Source organism: Cytobacillus sp. C11.1 (genome assembly GCF_058145115.1).
The window spans coordinates 3,941,724-3,960,694 of sequence record NZ_CM176935.1 but is presented as its reverse complement, the minus strand read 5'-3'; the positions used below and the strand labels follow the sequence as shown (position 1 = coordinate 3,960,694).

The window sequence follows — 18,971 nt, the reverse complement described above, 5'->3', positions numbered from 1 at the left end:
ATAATGGAAAATAATCATGTTGTATTTGAAAATCTTACAGAAGAAATTGCCGTGCTTAGATTAAATAGGCCGGATTTTCTAAATTCATTTAGCCACGAGATGATTGCTGACTGGTATAAATCACTAGTGGAATTTAAAGAGAATGATAATTTAAAGGTTCTTATCCTAACAGGTACAGGGAAGGCGTTCTCTGCAGGAGGAGATATTAAAGCATTATCAAATGGAGAGGGCTTTATAGGAGACCCTAAAGAGGATTTATGGGGTGATGCCGTTAAGAGAAAAGCTTCTTTATGGGAAAACATTCAAAAAATTCCTCTATTATTAGAAGAAATTGATAAGCCGGTAATTGCATGCATAAATGGCGATGCCATTGGCGCCGGGCTGGATATGGCACTCATGTGTGATATTCGTTTTTGTGCTGACCATGCAAGACTGGGAGAAGGCTACATCCATTTGGGCCTTGTGCCGGGAGATGGCGGCGGATACTTCCTTCCTAAAATTGTGGGAGAATCAAAAGCACTGGAGTTATTGTGGACAGGAGAAAGATTAAATGCAAAGAAGGCATTAGAGATCGGGCTTGTCGATTATGTATATGAGAAGGATGAAGTGTTGGATAAGGCACAGGAGTTTGCAAAGGTCTTATGCTCAAAGCCACAGAATGCAATAAGGATGATTAAAAGGCTTGTAAAAAACCATAACAAAGTCAGTCTGAGGAACCACCTGGATATGGTATCCTCGCATATGGCTGTTGTAACAGATACACATGAATATATGGCTTTACTGGAACAAATGAAAAACAAACGAAAGTAAGGTGCATAGCTTGAAACTTCAATTGACTGGGGAGCAGCTTAAATTTCAGAATGAAATTCGGGATTTTACAAGAGAAAAAATAATTCCTACAGCGGATGAGAGAGACCGCGAGGATGTGTATCCAAGAGAGATTATTAAAGAAATGGCCGCACAGGGTTTTACAGCTCTGACAGTCCCTGAGAAATATAATGGTTTAAATCGTACCAAAATCGATACATGTATTTTAATGGAAGAGGTGGCTTACGGCTGTGCAGCAACAGCTATATCACTGATTACTATTTTTCAGGCTGAAACCATGCTCATGTTGTTTGGAAATGAAAAAGTTAAGAGCCATTATCTTCCGCTTTTTAGGGAAGGATTAATTGCTTCATATTCTTTAACAGAATCCAAAAGAGGATCGGATATCAGAAGTGTTGATACAAAAGCAGAGAAACAGGGCAAGAGCTGGATCATAAATGGCAAAAAAACATTTATTACATCCGGCTCTGCAGCCGAATTTTTTATTTTGCTGGCCGAAACAGAAAAAGGGGTATCGATCTTTGCAGTTGACCGTGGCCTTCCAGGAATAACCCTTGAAATTGGCGATAATTCACAAACGATAGGCCTTCGCAATGGGCCGCATGTGGATGCATATTTTGAAAATGTCGCTGTTCCGGATTATTGTCTTATCGGAGAGGAAGGAAAAGGGGTTAAGCAAGCCGTCATTACACTTAATAATAGCAGGACTGCAGCAGCTGCTATCAGTGTAGGCATTGCCAGGGCAGCCTACGAACAGAGCTTGGAGTGGGTGTCATCCAGAAAAGCATTTGATCAGTCCGTAATTGATTTTCAGGGCATCCAGTGGATGTTTGCAGACATGCTTATGAATATAAATGCTTCCAGACTATTAACCTATCAGGCTGCTTACTTACATGATATTGGAAAAGCTTCTATATCTGAATCCAGCCAGGCGAAACTATTTGCCGGACAAATGGCTACAAAGGTCTGCTCTGATGCTATTCAAGTATGCGGGGCTTATGGTACAACTATAAATGCCCCTTTTGGCCGCTACTTACGAGATGCAAAATCTTATGAAATCGCAGGCGGAAGCAATGAAATATTAAGAAACACTATTGGGAAGGAAATCAAGAAGTCATTATAAAAGTTATATTTGTAAAATTTTAAAAAAATAAAATATATAAAATTATTATAATTTTTAAATAATTATGGATTTTTATCTATCTTTTATTATAAAATTAAATAAAACAAAGAGAATTATTGAAAATGAGAATATTAAAAGGTGGTTTCAAGATGTTAACTGAAAAATTGAAAACGCTCTCATCTTCGCCGGTATGGAATCATATTGGTCTTGAACTGCAATATGCTGAAAGCGGAAAGTCAAAGGTTTCCATGCCTGTAAAAAATGAATTTCTGCAGATCTTCGAAAAAGTCCATGGCGGGATATTAGCAACTCTTTTGGATGCTACGATGGCTTCAGCCATTAATTCTGTTTTGGAAGACCATGTTTTTTCTGTGACTGCTGAAATGAAAATCCAGTACTTACGGCCAGCAACAGGCAGGATTCTGATTGGAAAAGGAGAGGTAATCCAGAATGGAAAAACTGTAACAATCTGCAAAAGTGAAATTTATGATGAACAAGACAAAATGGTGGCATTTGCAACAGGGACATTTGTTAATAAGGAAAAAACCTAAAAACTTTGTCTAATAAGGAGGAATGAAAAGTGAGCCAGCAAACCAGCAAAGGAATTAATGAAGAAGAATTACTAAAAAAATATGATAGTGAATTCAGAACAAGAGATTATCTTGGTGTAACCGCAAAGGTAGTTACAGGTATTTTGATTATTTGGTCGATTTTTCAGCTCTACACGAGCAGCTTTGGAATATTAGAAGCAATAAAAATGCGTGCCTGGCATCTTGGTTTTCTTCTGATACTGGCATTTCTAATTTACCCGGGATCAAAAAAATCTGCCAATAGCCGAAAATTGCCGACGGTATGGGATTTGATCTGTATACTGCTGACCATAATTTCTATTGGTTATTTGCTGTTAACATATGACACTTTTGCCAGAGAAAGATTTGGCATACATGTAGAAATGGATTATTACATGGCAGCAATCGGAATCCTTGTTGTTTTTGAAGCCAGCCGCCGTGTAGTAGGAAATGCGCTTACAATCATTTGTGCTGTATTTCTCGTTTACAACTTCCTGGGTCCTTATATTCCGGGTGCGTTGGGTCATGTTGGCTTTAGCTTTGAACGTGTAACAGACATTATGTTCTGGGGCAGCCAGGGATTATTTGGCATCGCTCTGGGGGTATCTGCCACTTATATCTTTCTCTTCGTTTTATTTGGTGCATTTTTAAAGAACAGTGGCTTCACTGATTTTATAAATGATATTGCTCTATCTATTGCAGGCTGGACTGCTGGCGGACCTGCAAAGGTAGCCGTTATCGGCAGCGGCTTCATGGGGATGGTTAACGGAAGTGCTGTAGCAAACGTTGTGACAACCGGTGCGGTAACAATTCCCCTAATGAAAAAAACTGGCTATAAAGCAAAGTTTGCTGCTGCAGTTGAAGCTGTAGCATCGACAGGTGGCCAATTTGCTCCACCGATTATGGGGGCAGCCGGTTTTATTATGGCAGAATTTTTAGGGGTTCCATATAGAACTATTATGCTTGCTGCCATCATTCCTGCATTACTATATTATGTAACGGTTTTTATGGTAGTCCATTTTGAAGCAAAAAGAATTGGGCTGACAGGCATTTCAAAGGAAAACATTCCAAATATGATGAAAGTGCTTAAAGAGGGCGGACATCTTCTTATCCCTCTTGTTATATTGATCGTTCTATTAAGCACCGGAGTGACGCCTTTATATGCTGCAGTATTTGCATTGATTTCCACTGTAATAGCAAGCTGGCTGCGCAAATCCACCAGGATGACTTTTAAAACCATTGTAGATTCACTTGTAGAGGGAAGTAAAGGCGCAATAGCAGTTGGGATAGCATGTGCAATTGTAGGTGTTGTCGTAGGTACAATTTCTTTAACAAGCTTGGGATTGACACTAGGAAATAATATTCTGGCATTAGCAGGAGATAATTTATTCCTTGCTGCCCTTTTGACAATGTTAATTAGTATTGTATTGGGCATGGGGATTCCAGCAACTGCCGCGTACATCATTGTAGCAACAATTGCTGCCCCGCTTTTAGTGAAGCTGGGAGTGCCTCCTTTAGCGGCTCATATGTTTGCATTCTTCTATGCAGGATTATCTAACATTACACCGCCAGTTGCTTTGGCTGCATATGCTGCGGCAGGACTAGCAGGTGCTGCGCCTAACAAAGTAGGGATGGAAGCTGTAAGGATTGGGCTAACTGGATTTATCCTGCCATTCTTTTTCCTCTACAACCCTGTTCTATTATTTAATGGAGAAACAGTTTCAGCAAGTTTAGTTGCCATGGCAACAGCTACTGTAGGGGTTGTGTGCATTGCTGCAGGATTACAGGGCTGGTTTATTACGAAGACAAACTTAGTTCAAAGAATTGGCCTGCTGGTTACTGGCTTTTTAATGGTTGATCCGGGTCTGATAACAGATATTACTGGAATTTCAATATTAGTTGTCATTGCCATTTGGCAAAAAATGACCGGATCCAGTATAACAGAAAAGTCTACCGCAGATGTTGGAGAAACAACGAGCAACATCTCCGGATAAAATCAAACTTTTATGGCTGCAATAAAATTGCAGCCATAAAATTCTGAATAACAGAAATTGGAGGCTCTTGATGGAAAATCAAATTAAACAAGTGGCATTAATTACAGGAGGCAGTTCCGGAATCGGGCAGGCCACCTCAAAAATACTGGCTGAGAAAGGGTACGCCATTGTGGCCGCCTATAATTCAAATGCTGAAGGCGCCGAAAAGACAAAGCAATTGGTCGAGCAGGCCGGCAGTGAGTGTCTTATCGTTAAAGCTGATGTAACCATTAAGGAAGAGGTTCAGAGATTGGTAGAAGAAACTTTAAATGCTTTTGGCCAGATCGATACATTAGTAAATAACGCAGGAGCAGCTATAAAACGCAGTTCTTTTTTAGATATTGATGAAGAGCTTTGGCAAAAAACTTACGATGTCAATGTAAAAAGTGTATTCCTCGTCTCACAGGCAGTTCTAAAGCATATGGTGCCCCGCAAGACAGGCAGGATAATAAATATCTCATCAGTAGCCGCAAGGCTTGGAGGTCCTGGGGAAAGTATCCATTATGCATCAGCAAAGGGAGCTGTCAACACACTGACCATTGGCTTGTCAAAGGAATTTGCCCCACACGGAATATTAGTTAATGGAATTGCACCTGGATTTATCCTTACACCTTTTCAGGATAAATATTCAACACAGGAGAGAATTGACCGTATTGTCCCTACAATCCCCATTGGCCGTGCAGGAACCTCTGAAGATATAGCCAAAGTAGTCGCTTTTTTGGCTTCAGACTCAGCTGATTATATGATGGGTGAAATCATAACAGTCAGCGGCGGAAGATAGAATTTTAAGCAGGAAAGTGAAGTGTAATAAATAATGCTGCCAGATTAGGGTGCAGCTGCCAAACTTGGATGATAAAAGAGGGGGGAACGATATGACATATAGAAAAATAGACTCGCATCTTCTTGAAGGGCTATATGGGATCATCCCTGATCGGAACCGTATTTTGACTGAGGAGATTGATCTATTAAGTTATTCGTTTGACGCCTCTTTTGGCAGCTTTAAACCTGAAGTGGTCATCCAGCCTCTCCATACAAGTGAAATCTCCAGCATTGTTAAATTTGCTAATGAAAATAAAATCCCCATTTATCCCAGGGGACAATCCACTAGCTTATCAGGCGGACCATTACCTGTAAAGGGAGGGATTGTCTTGGATTTATCCCAGATGAAAAGCAAATTGCAAATTCACCCTGATGATTTAATTGCTATTGTTTCACCTGGTGTTATCACTGCAGATATTCACAAAGCCGCCGAACAATACGGTTTAATGTATCCGCCAGACCCGAGCTCTTCATCCATATGCACCATAGGCGGCAATCTGGCGGAAAATCCCGGAGGCCCAAGATGTTTGAAATATGGTGTCACAAAAGATTATGTTCTAGGTTTGGAAGTGGTGACCCCTAAAGGAGAGATAGTCCGGACAGGCGGAAAGACGATGAAGAATGTAACTGGTTATGACCTTACTAAACTTTTGGTTGGATCAGAAGGAACCCTTGGAATTATTACTGAAGCTATCCTTCAACTTATTCCTAAACCAAAATCCGCCGAAACGCTTCTTGCTGCATTTGCAGATATTGAAACAGCAGGGGAAACGGTCTCCAAAATCCTTACTTCCGGACTATTGTCTTCAAAACTGGAGATTATGGACCAGGGATGTATTCATTCAGTTGAAGCATATTCACCCAGCGGGCTTCCTCTTGATGCGGAAGCTGTTCTTTTAATAGAAGTCGACGGGCATCCCTCGGCAACAAAGGATGAAATTATGGAAATAGCCGACAAGTGCTGGGAGATTGGAGCCAAGATGGTTAAAATAGCCGATTCCGTTGAAGAAAGCAGCCAATTGTGGAAAGCAAGAAAATTACTGTCTCCTGCCATTACTCGTATAAAACCTACTAAAATATCGGAAGATGCAACCGTTCCTTTGAGCCAAATTCCTGTGATGTTTAGGAGATTAAAAGAGATCAGGGAAAAATACAATGTCAGCTTAGTGGTCTGCGGCCATGCAGGTGATGGCAACCTTCACCCAAATATTGTGGCGGATATACGTAATCAGGAGGAAATGGAAAGAGCCGAAAAAGCAGTTGTAGAGATTTTCAGATCCGCAGTGGAATTGGGAGGAACCCTTTCCGGTGAACATGGGATTGGAATGATGAAAGCACCCTTTATGGATCTGGAAGTGGGTAAAGAAGGGATTGAATTAATGAAATCAATTAAGCGGGCATGGGATCCTAATAATATACTGAATCCTGCAAAAATCTTTCCTGAATCTGATCAAAAGTTATTGCTGAGACAATGACTCTTCGTTCCATAAATTAATATAAACAGACTTTACATAGGAGGAATACACATGAAACAGCCATTAGAGGATATAAAGGTACTGGATTTATCAAGGGTCTATGCTGGTCCGGGCGGATCAATGATTTTAGGAGACTTGGGAGCAGATGTTATTCGAATTGAATCTCCAAAAGGAACAGACAGCATGAGGGATTGGGTACCTTTTATTGAGGGAGAAAGCACTTATTATATGTGTGCCAACCGAAATAAAAGGTCCATTACACTGAACCTGAAGGATAAAACAGGAAAAGAATTATTATTAAAACTGGTTAAGGACGCTGATGTTGTTTTAGAAAATTTTAAAACCGGAACATTGAAAAAAATGGGCCTTGGATATGAAGAACTAAAAAAAGAAAATCCAAGCATCATTTTATGCTCTGTAACAGGATACGGCCAAACAGGCCCTTATAGCCATGAACCTGGATTTGACCCCGTGATTCAGGCTATTGGAGGAATTATGGATGTCACCGGTTTCCCTGATGGAGAACCTACAAGGGTGGGAGTTCCTGTTGTTGACATAATGACTTCTCAATACGTTGCCATTAGCATCATTTCTGCCCTAAGGTTAAGAGATCATACAGGAGAAGGGCAGCATATCGACATTTCATTAATGGATGTTCAATTAAGCTCCCTTGCAAATATCGCAAGCAGCTATTTAAATAAAGGATCCATCTCTGAAAGAATTGGAAACAGCCATAGCTACATTGTTCCTTATCAGGTTTTTCAATGCCAGGACAGACCGTTGATGGTATGTGCAGGAAATGATCGATTATATAAAAAGCTTTGCGATGTTTTAGGGCATTCAGAGTGGGCAGAAGATGAAAAGTATAAAACAAATAACAAACGGATTGAAAATCGTGAAGAATTAACAAGCCAAATACAGGATGTTTTTTCCGGAAAAACGGCTGATGATTGGTTTCATTTACTCTCGGATGCGGGTGTACCAGCCGGACCGGTTAATAACATTGAACAGGTTTTTGAACATCCTCAAGTTAAAGCAAGGGAAACGGTGGAAGAGGTATCACACCCAACACTTGGTACCATAAAATTGGTGAAGAGCCCAATTAGGTTTTCAGGGCTGAAAATACAAACGAAAAATCACCCTCCTTTATTAGGCGAACATACAGAAGAATTTCTGGAGAAAGAGCTGGGAATCAGCAAGGGCGAGATTGCAAGATTAAGAGAAGAAGGAATTATCTAACTTTAACTCTTATAAACCATGAAAGGAAGTTGTAGGATGGATTTAGGATTAAAGGGAAAGGTAGCCATTGTCACAGGCGGAAGCAAGGGAATTGGCTATGAAACCGCTTTTCAGCTAGTAAATGAAGGAGCTAAAGTGGCAATCTGCGGACGGGGAATAGAAGCTTTAAATGAAGCTGTCCAATTCATTTATAAGGAGACCGGAGAGGAAATTTTGGCTATTCAGGCTGATGTCTCCAAAGCGGAGGATTGCCAAAAATTAATTGAAGAAACCGTATCCCATTATGGGGCTATTGATATATTGATAAATAATGCAGGAACATCGTCTGCACATGCTTTTGAAGAGGTAAATGCAGAAATGTGGGAAGAAGATTTCGGTTTAAAGCTGTTCGGAGGGATAAATTGTTCAAGAGCGGCCGTTAAGCATATGAAAATAAACGGCGGGGGAGCCATTGTTAATATTACTGCAGTAATCGGAAAAGCACCACCTGCTTCGTCCCTTCCTACATCGGTTACCAGAGCAGCAGGGATTGCGTTGACTAAAGCTATGAGCAGAGATCTTGGGAAATACTCCATTCGGGTTAATACAGTCTGTATTGGATTAATCCGCAGCAGCCAGATCGAAGAAAAGAAGTGGAAAAAGAATGCAAGCCACTTAACATGGGAAGAGTTCTCGACGGATCCCAGACACGAGATTCCGCTTGGAAGGATAGGAGAGACTTCAGAGGCAGCGAAAGTAATTGCGTTCCTAGTTTCTGATGCAGCCTCATACGTATCAGGGACATCGGTCAATGTAGATGGCGGAAAGGGCGCTGTTGATTAATAGTTTTTAGAAATTAAAAGGGGATACAATATCCAGTATCCATAAGGGGGAAGAACGTGGAGGAGCTTACAATTGTTATTGGCGGTGAGCAAGGGGAAGGCATCGAAAGTGTCGGTGAAATCCTAACCAAAGTTTTAAGTCAAATGGGTTTCTCTTTATACGGGTTCCGTAATTTTTCATCAAGGATTAAAGGGGGCCATTCGGATTTTAATTTGAGGATCAGCAGCGGAAAAGAAGTTTATGTAAATGCTGAAAAAGTGAACATTCTTGTCGCTTTTGATAAAGCTTCCATAGATTTATATATTGAGCAAATGGATAACAACAGTATTATTCTATTTGATTCAAAGAGCGTCAAATCGGATAGCCTGCCTTTGCCGAAAGATGGAGTTATTATGATTGAGGCTCCATTTCAGGAATTGGCATCTGAATTGGGGAGCCCAATTATGAAGAATATGGTTGCCTTAGGAATGATTTGCGCCTTAAATAATCATTCTGGAAGTGTCTTTCATCAGGTTATTAAAGAGCGGTTTATAAAAAAAGGAACCAAAACAGCAGAATTAAATATCGAAGCCTTTGAAAAAGGATATGCTTTTATCCAAGAGAAAAACTTATATTCCATTCCGCTTGGTCCTGTAATGAATTCTAAAAATATGTTCCTATCAGGAAACGAGGCCATGGTAATTGGAGCAATTGCTTCGGGCTGCCGTTTTATGGCTGGCTACCCGATTACACCTGCTTCTGAGGTTCTTGAAAACTTAATTCAAATGATGCCTGAGTTTGGAGGGGTTGTTGTTCAGGCTGAAGATGAATTAAGTTCCATTGCAATGGCAATTGGTGCAAGCTTTGCAGGCACCCGTTCAATGACAGCGACTTCTGGTCCAGGGATATCCTTGATGCAGGAGGCCATAGGATTATCCGGAGCTATAGAGGTGCCCCTAGTAATAATTGATACCCAGCGGGGAGGCCCAAGCAGCGGACTTGCTACTAAAATGGAGCAAAGCGATTTAACAGCAATGCTTGGAGGAACACATGGCGAAATACCAAGGATTATTATTTCTCCAAGTACTGTCCAGGAAGCCATGTATGATATGGGCACAGCTTTTAACCTGGCAGAAAAGTATCAATGCCCAGTACTTATCGCAGCAGATCTTGTCTTGGCTACATCCAAACAAAGTGCTGAAGCACTGGATCCCCTCAAGTTTGAGATGGACAGGGGAAAGAGAGTAACTGATGAAGAATTAGCGGAACAAGGTAAAGTCGTTTTTGACCGATTTGCATTTACCGAAGACCACATTTCACCAAGAACCATCCCGGGACAAAAAAACGGAACACACCATGCAACTGGAATAGAGCATGGAGTTACCGGGCACCCAACAGAAGATTATAAAAATCGGGAAAAGATGATGATCAAAAGAATGAATAAGATCGAAACGGCAACTCTGGGAGAAGATATTAAAACAGAAGGTAATGGTGAAGATCTTTTAATAATCGGTTTTGGCTCAACATATGGCGCGATCAAAGAAGCTTGTGAAGAATTCAATATGAAGGGGATTAAGACAGGTCTGGCTCAGATCCGTTTATTGCATCCATTTCCTGCAGATCAATTGGAAAGACTGACTAATAAGGCCAGACAGGTAATTGTTGTCGAAAATAACTTTACTGGCCAGCTGGCTAATGTTATTAAGCAGCATATATCTGACCATTCTAAGATTCAAAAACTGTCAAAATTTGATGGCAGGCCTTTTAAGCCTTCTGATATCAGTAATTTTTGCAAGGAGCTGGTGTAAATGTCTACCTTAAAAGAATTCCGCATGGATATTAAACCAAATTGGTGTCCCGGCTGCGGTGATTTTTCGGTTCTTGCTGCCATTCAAAAAAGCGCTGTGAATCTTAATATTGAACCTGAGAATATGGCTTTAATATCTGGTATTGGCTGTTCGGGGAGGATCTCGGGCTATGTGAATGTGTATAGTATGCATACCATGCATGGAAGAGCGTTACCTGTAGCCCAAGGTGTAAAACTCGCCAATCCGGATATGAATGTTATTTGTGCAGGTGGGGACGGCGATGGCTTTGGTATCGGCCTAAACCATTTTGCACATGCTGCACGGAGGAATGTTGATATCACCTATATCGTAATGGATAACCAGATTTATGGATTAACAAAAGGGCAAATGTCGCCTACCAGTCCTCAGGGCATGGAAACAAAGTCAAGCCCGAGCGGGAATCCAGAACAGCCAATTAACCCTTTGCAAATGGCTCTGGCTTCGGGGTCAAGCTTTATTGCACAAGCTTTTTCAGGAGATGTAAAACAGCTGATGTCTCTGATTGAACAAGGGATAAAGCACAAAGGATTTTCTTTTATTAATGTATTTAGCCCTTGTGTCACATTTAATAAAATATTAACTTATGAGTTTTTTAAGAAGAACCTTGTAAATCTGGATGATAAAGAGGGGTACGATCCTTCTAACAGAGGCATGGCTTTTAATATAGTTGAAGAAACATCCAGCATGTTTACTGGAGTTTTATACAAAAATGAAAGAAAAACTTTAACCGAATCACTCCCTAAGGGCTCGGGAACAAATATGTTGAGGCAGGGTGATTTTACATTGAGTGAAAGCATGAAAGATAAGCTGCTTAAGAGATTTATTTGATATGGGAGCACTAAAACATAGCTGCGGTTATATTTGCAGCTAATGTTTGGCTCCCTCTTTCTGGAGGAGATATCCATTGGAAAATGCAGATAATATTTATCGGCAATTAAAAGAGGTTATTACAGATCCAAATAGAATCCTTTCTAATATAGAGGATCTCTGCAGCTATTCGTTTGATGCCTCATTTGGAAGCTTTCTGCCTGAATTTGTTGTTCAGGTTACTTCAGCAGATGAGGTTTCCAAGGTCATGAAAATTGCCAATAAAGAAAAAATTCCTGTGACACCAAGAGGCAGTGCATCAAGCTTAAGCGGTGGTCCCCTGCCGGTAAATGGAGGGATAGTGCTTGATGTTTCGATATGGAATGACATTTTACTAATAGATCCAGATGATCTGATTGCTGTTGTTTCCCCTGGAGTCATTACGGCAAGGATTGATGAAGCTGCGAATCAATACGGTTTAATGTATCCGCCTGATCCCAGCAGCTCTAACATATCCACAATAGCAGGCAACCTTGCGGAGAATTCGGGCGGTCCACGAGGTTTAAAGTATGGTGTAACAAAGGATTATGTGCTTGGTCTTGAATTTGTAACGCCTGAAGGCAATATTATCCGGACTGGGGGAAGGACGGTTAAGAACGTTACCGGTTATGACTTGACGAAGTTGATTGTCGGATCTGAAGGCACCCTTGGCGTGATTACTGAAGCAACTTTGAGATTGTTGCCAAAGCCCCCGGCTGCTGAGACATTGATGGCCATTTTTGACGACCTTATCAGTTCTGGAAAAGCTATTTCTAAAGTTTTAAGCTCAGGGATCATTCCTTCGAAAATAGAGTTAATGGACCAGTCATCCATTAGGGCTGTGGAAGATTATCAGCCGCTCGGGCTGCCGCTGGATGCTGAGGCCATCCTGTTAATCGAATTGGATGGCCACCCATCTGCAATTGGTGATGAAATCATCAAAGTCAAAGAGATTATGGACCGTACTGGAGCCATTCAAACGATTATTGCCGAAACAGAAGATGAAGCGAAAGAACTTTGGAAAGCCCGTAAACTGGTTTCACCAGCCATTGTAAAAACAAAACCTACGAAAATATCAGAGGATGCTACTGTTCCGAGAAGCCAAATTCCCGAATTTTTTAAGAGATTAAACGATATTAAGAAAAAGTATGATGTTTCTCTTGTCGTTTTTGGCCATGCTGGAGATGGGAATTTACACCCCAATATAATTTGTGATAAACGGGATAAGGAAGAAATGGTCAGGGTTGAAAAGGCGGTAAGCGAAATCTTTAAGACTGCTGTTGAACTCGGGGGAACACTCTCTGGGGAACATGGCATTGGAACCATGAAAGCCACATTTATGGAGCTTGAGCTAGGGGAACATGGGGTTGATATGATGAAGAGAATTAAGCAGGCCTGGGACCCTAATAATATTATGAATCCCGGGAAAATTTTTCCTGAAAAAGGTCAAAAGTTGGTGTTAAGTGAATGAATGGAGTTGAAAGCCTGGCCTACAATGAAACTTTTAATTGCGTTCAATGCGGCTATTGCCTGCCAGCTTGCCCTACTTATAAAACAATGAAAAAGGAAACTCATTCACCTCGAGGCAGAATAAATCTAGTAAAAATGGCTGCTGAAGGAAAAATTTCTATAGACAAATTGATGGAGCCAATAGATCTATGTTTAGGCTGCAGGGCCTGTGAGAGAGTCTGTCCGACCAATGTTCAATATGGCGCCATTTTGGAATCAGCAAAAGAAGTTCTGCAAAAGAAAAAGACGCAGAATATGTCCTTTACGGGAAAAACAGTCAGGAACATGGTGTATAACCAGTTCTTCCCAAAGAAACAAAATTTAACAATGGCGGGACATTTGCTTTGGTTCTATCAAAAAACTGGCTTGAAAAGTGTTGCCCATTCAACAGGGTTGATAAACATTCTTCCTGAGAATTTAGCAGCATTTGATAATGTTATTCCTGCTGTACCCAGTCCGGCCAAAAGAAAGAAACGATTGCAGATTTTTAAACCGGATGGTGAAGTAAAATACCGGGTTGCCTTTTTTACCGGCTGTGTAATGGATGCCGTTTTTCATAAAATTAATGATTTAAGCATGAAGCTTTTGCAGGCGGGAGGCTGTGAAGTCACAATTATACCCGAACAAACCTGCTGCGGAGCCCTTCATAGCCATAGCGGAGAAGTGGACCTGGCAAAAGAACTTGCAAAGAAAAACATTGCCGCATTTGAAAATGTAACCTATGATTATTTGATCAACAATGCTGGTGGGTGCGGTGCCATGCTGAATGAATACGGCCATCTTCTTAAGGATGAACCAGAATGGAAAAATAGGGCAGACAAATTTGCTCTTAAAAGTATTGATATTAGCGTTCTGTTAAGCAAGCTCGAATTGCCGCTTAAAAAAGAGATTGATAAGATTATAACCTATCAGCCTTCTTGCCATATGAAGAATGTTCAAAAGGTAGACAAAGAGCCACTTGCATTAATGTCATCAATTAAAGGATTGTCCATAAGAAGAATGGAAAATGAAGATATGTGCTGCGGGTCAGCTGGAATTTATAATATCGTAAACTATAAAGAATCTATGAAAATTTTGGATGAAAAGATGATTGATATGAAGAAAACAGCCCCGCATGTGATTGTTACAACGAATCCAGGGTGTTTGCTTCAAATGAAGCTGGGAATTGATAGGGAAAAAATGAATGGGAAAACAGAAGCGGTCCATTTAGTTGAACTTCTTGCAGAATCCTGCGAAATTTCATAACCCTGCAATCTATAAAAGAATGATTAAGGAGCATATATGAAACCAAAAGTTATTATTTATAAAAAGATTCCTCATACAGTACTTGCTTATATTAAGGAACATTGTCATGTAAGCTATTACGAAAATCTGGACAGCTGGTTAAATCCGCAGTTTTTAAAGGATTTAAGCGATGCTCAAGGGCTGATCGGCAGCAGTATGAGCATAAACAAAGAATTGCTGGATAAAGCCCCTCAATTAAAAATTGTCTGCAATGCATCAGTCGGATATAACAATTTTGATATGGATGAGCTTACACGAAGGGGAATTATGGCGACAAATACACCTGATGTTTTAACAGATACAACGGCTGATACCATTTTCGGTTTATTGCTTTCTGCATCAAGAAGAATTTGTGAAATGGATAGATTTGTAAAGGATGGAAAGTGGGAAAAGCTTATCGGCGAGGATTTATTTGGCGCAGATGTCCATCATAAAGTCCTGGGAATTATCGGTATGGGCAGAATCGGCTCTGCTATTGCCAAGCGGGCAAGCCTCGGGTTCGATATGGAAATCTTGTACCATAACCGAAGCAGGAATGAAAATGCCGAGAAACTATATGGTGCAAAAAGAACTGAGCTTAAAGAGCTTTTGTCCAAATCGGATTTTGTGTGTTTAATGACTCCGCTCACTGATGATACGAAAAATTTAATCAGTTATCCTGAATTTAAATTGATGAAAAAGACCGCGTTTTTTATAAATGGTTCCAGAGGTGAAACCGTGAATGAAGATGCGCTGGTGGAGGCCTTGTATACAAAACAAATAGCAGGGGCAGGGCTTGATGTCTATAGTGAAGAACCAATTAATCCTGATCACCCGCTCCTAAAGTTAAAAAATGCCGTTACACTGCCGCATATGGGTTCAGCTACTGCAGAAACAAGAACTAAAATGGCTTTCCTTGCTGCAGAAAACCTCGTAAAGGGATTATCTGGCGAAACACCGCCATCCCTAATAAATAAATCTCTAATATCAGCAAGATGATTTAGACTTTAAGATCCTTCCTCAACATTCAATTCAGGAGGTGTTTAGATGGGAAACACAGGCTATCGTGTAATTAAAGATTTTGGACGGCTGGATCAGAGTATAATAGATGGCTACAAATATATTTCTACTCCTGTTATTGGAGATGTAATGGGAAGAATGAGAGTTATGAATTATGCTATTAAACCAGTCAATATTTCCGGTGTCCACATGGCTGGGAGAGCATTGACAGTAAGGACACATCCATCAGATAATTTACTTGTACATAAAGCAATGGATCTTGCCCAGCCTGGAGATATTATTGTTGTTGATGCAAGCGGTGATACGGAACATGCCATCATAGGTGAAATCATGTCCTACTATGCAAAAACGAAGGGGGTTGGCGGGTTTGTAATAGATGGAGCAATCCGGGATCGAATGCAAATTGCCAAACTGGGGCTGCCTGTTTTTGCAAAAGGATCTACACCGAGAGGGCCATATAAGGAAGGACCGGGTGAAATTAACACAGTTATTAGCTGCGGAAACGTCCCCGTGTCACCTGGTGACGTCATTGTCGGTGATGATGATGGGGTAGTTGTCGTTCCTAAAGGAGAAGCCCATGTTATTTTGGAAAAGGCGACGGAATTGTCGGAGAAGGAAGAAGAAATACTCCGTTCCATTGGGCAAGGAAAGTGGGAAAGGTCATGGGTGGATAAAATTTTAAAGGAAAAAGGGATTGAAATTGAAGAAAGAAATGAAAAAGCAACAATTTAATTGCTTAGCCATTTTATAGGGAGATGAAATTATGAGATTAGCTACTGTAAAAAGATTTGGAGAAGAGAAAGCAGCAATTATTACTGGACAGGGAGCAATATTAATAGAAGCCATCAATAAAAACCTGAATTTAAATTGGGCTTCAAATTTACTTGATATTATAGAATCAGGCCAGCTAAAACATTTGACAGACTGGTATAATAAAGAAGGAAAAAGCCTGATTGAAGATTTTCATGAAGTGATACCAGCAAGCACTATTGAATATGGTCCATTGTACAGATTCCCAAAAAAGATCTGGGGGATAGGACTAAACTATGTGGAGCATGCAGCTGACTTAAGCGAGTCTGCCCCTAATACAGAACCGGCAAGTTTCATGAAGCCAACGACAGCCATTATTGGTCCAAATGATGCAATAAAGATACCACATCAATCAAAGCGTACGACAGCAGAGTCTGAGCTGGGTGTTATAATCGGTAAAGAATGCAAGGATGTTTCCATTGAAGATGCCCCAAATGTCATTGCTGGATTTACAACGATCATAGATATGACCGCTGAAGATATTTTACAGGTAAATCCCCGCTATTTGACCCGTTCGAAAAGTTTTGATACTTTCTTTAGTTTTGGACCGCAGTTAGTGACACCAGATGAAGTTGAAAATGTACTTAATTTAAATGTTTCTACTGTTATCAACGGAAAATTGCACCGCAAAAATATTGTTTCAAACATGACATTTAATCCTTGGCACTTAGTTTCTTTCCATTCGAAAGTTATGACACTTCTTCCTGGAGATATTATTTCTACCGGTACACCAGGGGCAGTCGTCATACGGGATGGGGATGTAGTAGAATGCCAGATTGATGGATTCGAAACATTGGCAAACCCGGTAAGGGATTTAAAAGTGAACTAATTTAAAATGGCTGTGCCCATAACGGGCACAGCCATTTTTATTAATCATTTTTTGGCTTGTATAGCAAAAAGTCAAAATCACAGCCCTGATCAGCCTGGAGAACATGCTTTTGATATAGGGATGCATAGCCCCTCTCAAGAAATGATGGCGGCTGCCACTCCGAACGCCGCTTTGCCAATTCCTCTTCTTGTACATGCAGCTGAAGAATACGTTCTTCTACATTGAGTTCAATGATGTCTCCGGTTTTAACCAGTCCGATTGGACCCCCTGCAGCTGCTTCTGGTGCTGCATGGAGTATAACTGTTCCAAAGGCAGTTCCGCTCATCCTCGCATCAGAGATGCGAATCATATCACGTATCCCCTGTTTTAGCAGTTTTTGCGGGATCGGAAGCATTCCTGCCTCAGGCATACCTGGACCGCCTACCGGTCCTGCATTTTGCAGCACCATAATATCATCTGGTAAGATATCCAGCTCCGGATCATCGATTCGTTCCTCAAGATCCTTTAATGAAGAAAAAACGACTGCACGGCCTTTATGCTTTAATAACTCCTTGGAAGCTGCCTTTGGTTTTATGACGGCTCCATTGGGTGCAAGGTTTCCTTTTAATACGGCTATGCCGCCTTCAGCATGCAATGGTTTTTCAAACCGTGTGATAATATCGCGGTATGTATCTGAGCATTTGACATTCTCCAGGTTTTTACCCATGGTTTGTCCAGTGACCGTTAATTCATCGGTATGCAGCAATGATTCAAGCTCTTTTAATACAACTGGGGCACCGCCCGCTTTAAAGAAGTCCTCCATTTGATACTTGCCAGCTGGACGCAAGTTGGCGATAAACGGAGTGGTTCGGCTTAATTCATCAAATAGATTCAACGGCAGTTCAATATTCAGACGCCCTGCAATAGCTATTAGATGGATAACGGCATTCGTTGATCCCCCGACAGCCATCAGCATTCGAATTGCATTTTCGATTGATTTCCTTGTAATAATCTGTGAAGGGGTAATATCTTTTTCTACTAATTCAACAATTTTTTTCCCGGTTTGGACAGCGTGCTCGAGCCTGCGGTTATGTGTTGCAGGTATGGCAGCACCGCCAGGAAGCATCATTCCCATCGCTTCTGCACAAACCGCCATCGTACTGGCACTCCCCATAACCATACAATGTCCGGCAGTAGGTGCCAGCGCTTTATTGATTTCTTCAATTTCCTGATCATTTACTTTTTCTCCGCGATATTCCTGCCAGAAATATCTGCAGTCCGAACAAGCGCCCAGCGTCCGGCCCTCATACTCGCCATTATTCATCGGTCCTCCTGTAATAAGAATAGAAGGAATATCAGCACTGGCGGCACCCATCAATTGAGATGGAGTAACTTTATCGCATCCCCCAATTAATACAACCCCATCAATAGGCTGGGCACGTATCATTTCCTCTGTATCCATTGCTGCAAGATTTCTATAAAGCATTGTGGTTGGGCTAGTATTTATTTCACCCAAAGATATAGTAGGAAATTCTAAAGGGATTCCGCCAGCCATTAGAACACCGTTTTTAATAGCAGTAATTAAAGGTTCAATATGGGAATGGCACCGATTGATTTCACTCTTTGTATTGCAAATGCCAATAACGGGCTTATTAAAGTCCTCCGGGTCATATCCCAAATGTCTATTAAAGGCTTGTCTAATAAACTGGCTAAACCCTTTATCCCCATAAGAGGTCAAATTCTTCTTTTTAATTTCTTCTGTCATGATCTTATTCTCCTTTTCTAAAAAATTTCAGTCCTATTAATCTTGTCTGTTGACTTTTGTTAATGAAATTTACTTACTGAATTATTCCGTGAACTCCTCGGCGGCTGTTTCTGCGGGTTACCTATTCATTCGCTATGCCTCTGGATTATGATTAAGATCCTCGCATAGCACGAAGGATGTGAATCCATTTTTAAGGAGTCAAGAGTCCTTAGCTCC

General features: G+C 40.9%; 16 protein-coding genes. 15 read left to right on the top strand and 1 reads right to left on the bottom strand.

What is annotated here, in order from left to right:
* Positions 1-3 precede the first annotated feature (3 nt).
* From AC3ZVC_RS19685 to AC3ZVC_RS19615, 15 genes are all read left to right on the top strand, one after another.
* Positions 4-810 (top strand): enoyl-CoA hydratase/isomerase family protein, encoded by an 807-nt coding sequence (locus tag AC3ZVC_RS19685; protein ID WP_490064876.1) that lies wholly within the window; start codon positions 4-6, stop codon positions 808-810.
* 10 nt (positions 811-820) lie between these two features.
* Positions 821-1,951, top strand: a complete 1,131-nt coding sequence (locus tag AC3ZVC_RS19680; protein ID WP_490064875.1) for an acyl-CoA dehydrogenase family protein — start codon at positions 821-823, stop codon at positions 1,949-1,951.
* A 149-nt stretch (positions 1,952-2,100) separates the two neighbouring features.
* On the top strand, positions 2,101-2,502 hold the full coding sequence (locus AC3ZVC_RS19675; RefSeq protein WP_490064874.1) for a PaaI family thioesterase: 402 nt from the start codon (positions 2,101-2,103) through the stop codon (positions 2,500-2,502).
* A 29-nt stretch (positions 2,503-2,531) separates the two neighbouring features.
* Positions 2,532-4,514: a TRAP transporter permease gene (locus AC3ZVC_RS19670; protein ID WP_490064873.1), complete on the top strand. Its 1,983-nt coding sequence runs from the start codon at positions 2,532-2,534 to the stop codon at positions 4,512-4,514.
* 70 nt (positions 4,515-4,584) lie between these two features.
* A complete protein-coding gene (locus AC3ZVC_RS19665) occupies positions 4,585-5,334 on the top strand; it encodes an SDR family NAD(P)-dependent oxidoreductase (protein WP_490064872.1) in 750 nt (249 codons plus the stop codon).
* 91 nt (positions 5,335-5,425) lie between these two features.
* A complete protein-coding gene (locus AC3ZVC_RS19660) occupies positions 5,426-6,847 on the top strand; it encodes an FAD-binding oxidoreductase (RefSeq protein ID WP_490064871.1) in 1,422 nt (473 codons plus the stop codon).
* Between the two features lie 51 nt (positions 6,848-6,898).
* Positions 6,899-8,086 carry a CaiB/BaiF CoA transferase family protein gene (locus AC3ZVC_RS19655; protein WP_490064870.1) on the top strand — a complete coding sequence of 396 codons (1,188 nt, stop codon included), beginning with the start codon at positions 6,899-6,901 and terminating at the stop codon, positions 8,084-8,086.
* Positions 8,087-8,122: 36 nt separating this feature from the next.
* Positions 8,123-8,908, top strand: coding sequence for an SDR family NAD(P)-dependent oxidoreductase (locus tag AC3ZVC_RS19650; protein WP_490064869.1), 786 nt, complete (start codon positions 8,123-8,125; stop codon positions 8,906-8,908).
* Positions 8,909-8,964: 56 nt separating this feature from the next.
* Positions 8,965-10,695: a 2-oxoacid:acceptor oxidoreductase subunit alpha gene (locus AC3ZVC_RS19645; RefSeq protein ID WP_490064868.1), complete on the top strand. Its 1,731-nt coding sequence runs from the start codon at positions 8,965-8,967 to the stop codon at positions 10,693-10,695.
* On the top strand, positions 10,696-11,562 hold the full coding sequence (locus AC3ZVC_RS19640) for a 2-oxoacid:ferredoxin oxidoreductase subunit beta (RefSeq protein ID WP_490064867.1): 867 nt from the start codon (positions 10,696-10,698) through the stop codon (positions 11,560-11,562).
* Positions 11,563-11,638: 76 nt separating this feature from the next.
* The gene (locus tag AC3ZVC_RS19635) at positions 11,639-13,051 is read left to right on the top strand and encodes an FAD-binding oxidoreductase (RefSeq protein ID WP_490064866.1); all 1,413 of its coding nucleotides are present in this window, start codon (positions 11,639-11,641) and stop codon (positions 13,049-13,051) included.
* On the top strand, positions 13,048-14,334 hold the full coding sequence (locus AC3ZVC_RS19630; protein WP_490064865.1) for a (Fe-S)-binding protein: 1,287 nt from the start codon (positions 13,048-13,050) through the stop codon (positions 14,332-14,334). The genes AC3ZVC_RS19635 and AC3ZVC_RS19630 overlap by 4 nt, the downstream gene beginning before the upstream one ends.
* Positions 14,335-14,370: 36 nt before the next feature.
* Positions 14,371-15,351 carry a 2-hydroxyacid dehydrogenase gene (locus AC3ZVC_RS19625; RefSeq protein ID WP_490064864.1) on the top strand — a complete coding sequence of 327 codons (981 nt, stop codon included), beginning with the start codon at positions 14,371-14,373 and terminating at the stop codon, positions 15,349-15,351.
* A gap of 48 nt (positions 15,352-15,399) precedes the next feature.
* Complete coding sequence (locus AC3ZVC_RS19620; RefSeq protein ID WP_490064863.1) at positions 15,400-16,104, top strand: RraA family protein; 705 nt, start codon at positions 15,400-15,402, stop codon at positions 16,102-16,104.
* Between the two features lie 31 nt (positions 16,105-16,135).
* A complete protein-coding gene (locus AC3ZVC_RS19615; protein ID WP_490064862.1) occupies positions 16,136-17,011 on the top strand; it encodes a fumarylacetoacetate hydrolase family protein in 876 nt (291 codons plus the stop codon).
* A 40-nt stretch (positions 17,012-17,051) separates the two neighbouring features.
* On the opposite strand, the gene AC3ZVC_RS19610 is transcribed toward AC3ZVC_RS19615, so the two are convergent.
* A complete protein-coding gene (locus AC3ZVC_RS19610; RefSeq protein ID WP_490064861.1) occupies positions 17,052-18,755 on the bottom strand; it encodes an IlvD/Edd family dehydratase in 1,704 nt (567 codons plus the stop codon).
* Positions 18,756-18,971 lie beyond the last annotated feature (216 nt).

Bases quoted from the DNA above. Each gene is read 5' to 3' on its own strand.
- AC3ZVC_RS19685 (WP_490064876.1), top strand. From the start codon at position 4: ATGGAAAATAATCATGTTGTATTTGAAAATCTTACAGAAGAAATTGCC.
- AC3ZVC_RS19675 (WP_490064874.1), top strand. From the start codon at position 2,101: ATGTTAACTGAAAAATTGAAAACGCTCTCATCTTCGCCGGTATGGAAT.
- AC3ZVC_RS19665 (WP_490064872.1), top strand. From the start codon at position 4,585: ATGGAAAATCAAATTAAACAAGTGGCATTAATTACAGGAGGCAGTTCC.
- AC3ZVC_RS19660 (WP_490064871.1), top strand. From the start codon at position 5,426: ATGACATATAGAAAAATAGACTCGCATCTTCTTGAAGGGCTATATGGG.
- AC3ZVC_RS19655 (WP_490064870.1), top strand. From the start codon at position 6,899: ATGAAACAGCCATTAGAGGATATAAAGGTACTGGATTTATCAAGGGTC.
- AC3ZVC_RS19650 (WP_490064869.1), top strand. From the start codon at position 8,123: ATGGATTTAGGATTAAAGGGAAAGGTAGCCATTGTCACAGGCGGAAGC.
- AC3ZVC_RS19640 (WP_490064867.1), top strand. From the start codon at position 10,696: ATGTCTACCTTAAAAGAATTCCGCATGGATATTAAACCAAATTGGTGT.
- AC3ZVC_RS19630 (WP_490064865.1), top strand. From the start codon at position 13,048: ATGAATGGAGTTGAAAGCCTGGCCTACAATGAAACTTTTAATTGCGTT.
- AC3ZVC_RS19625 (WP_490064864.1), top strand. From the start codon at position 14,371: ATGAAACCAAAAGTTATTATTTATAAAAAGATTCCTCATACAGTACTT.
- AC3ZVC_RS19620 (WP_490064863.1), top strand. From the start codon at position 15,400: ATGGGAAACACAGGCTATCGTGTAATTAAAGATTTTGGACGGCTGGAT.
- AC3ZVC_RS19615 (WP_490064862.1), top strand. From the start codon at position 16,136: ATGAGATTAGCTACTGTAAAAAGATTTGGAGAAGAGAAAGCAGCAATT.
- AC3ZVC_RS19610 (WP_490064861.1), bottom strand. From the start codon at position 18,755: ATGACAGAAGAAATTAAAAAGAAGAATTTGACCTCTTATGGGGATAAA.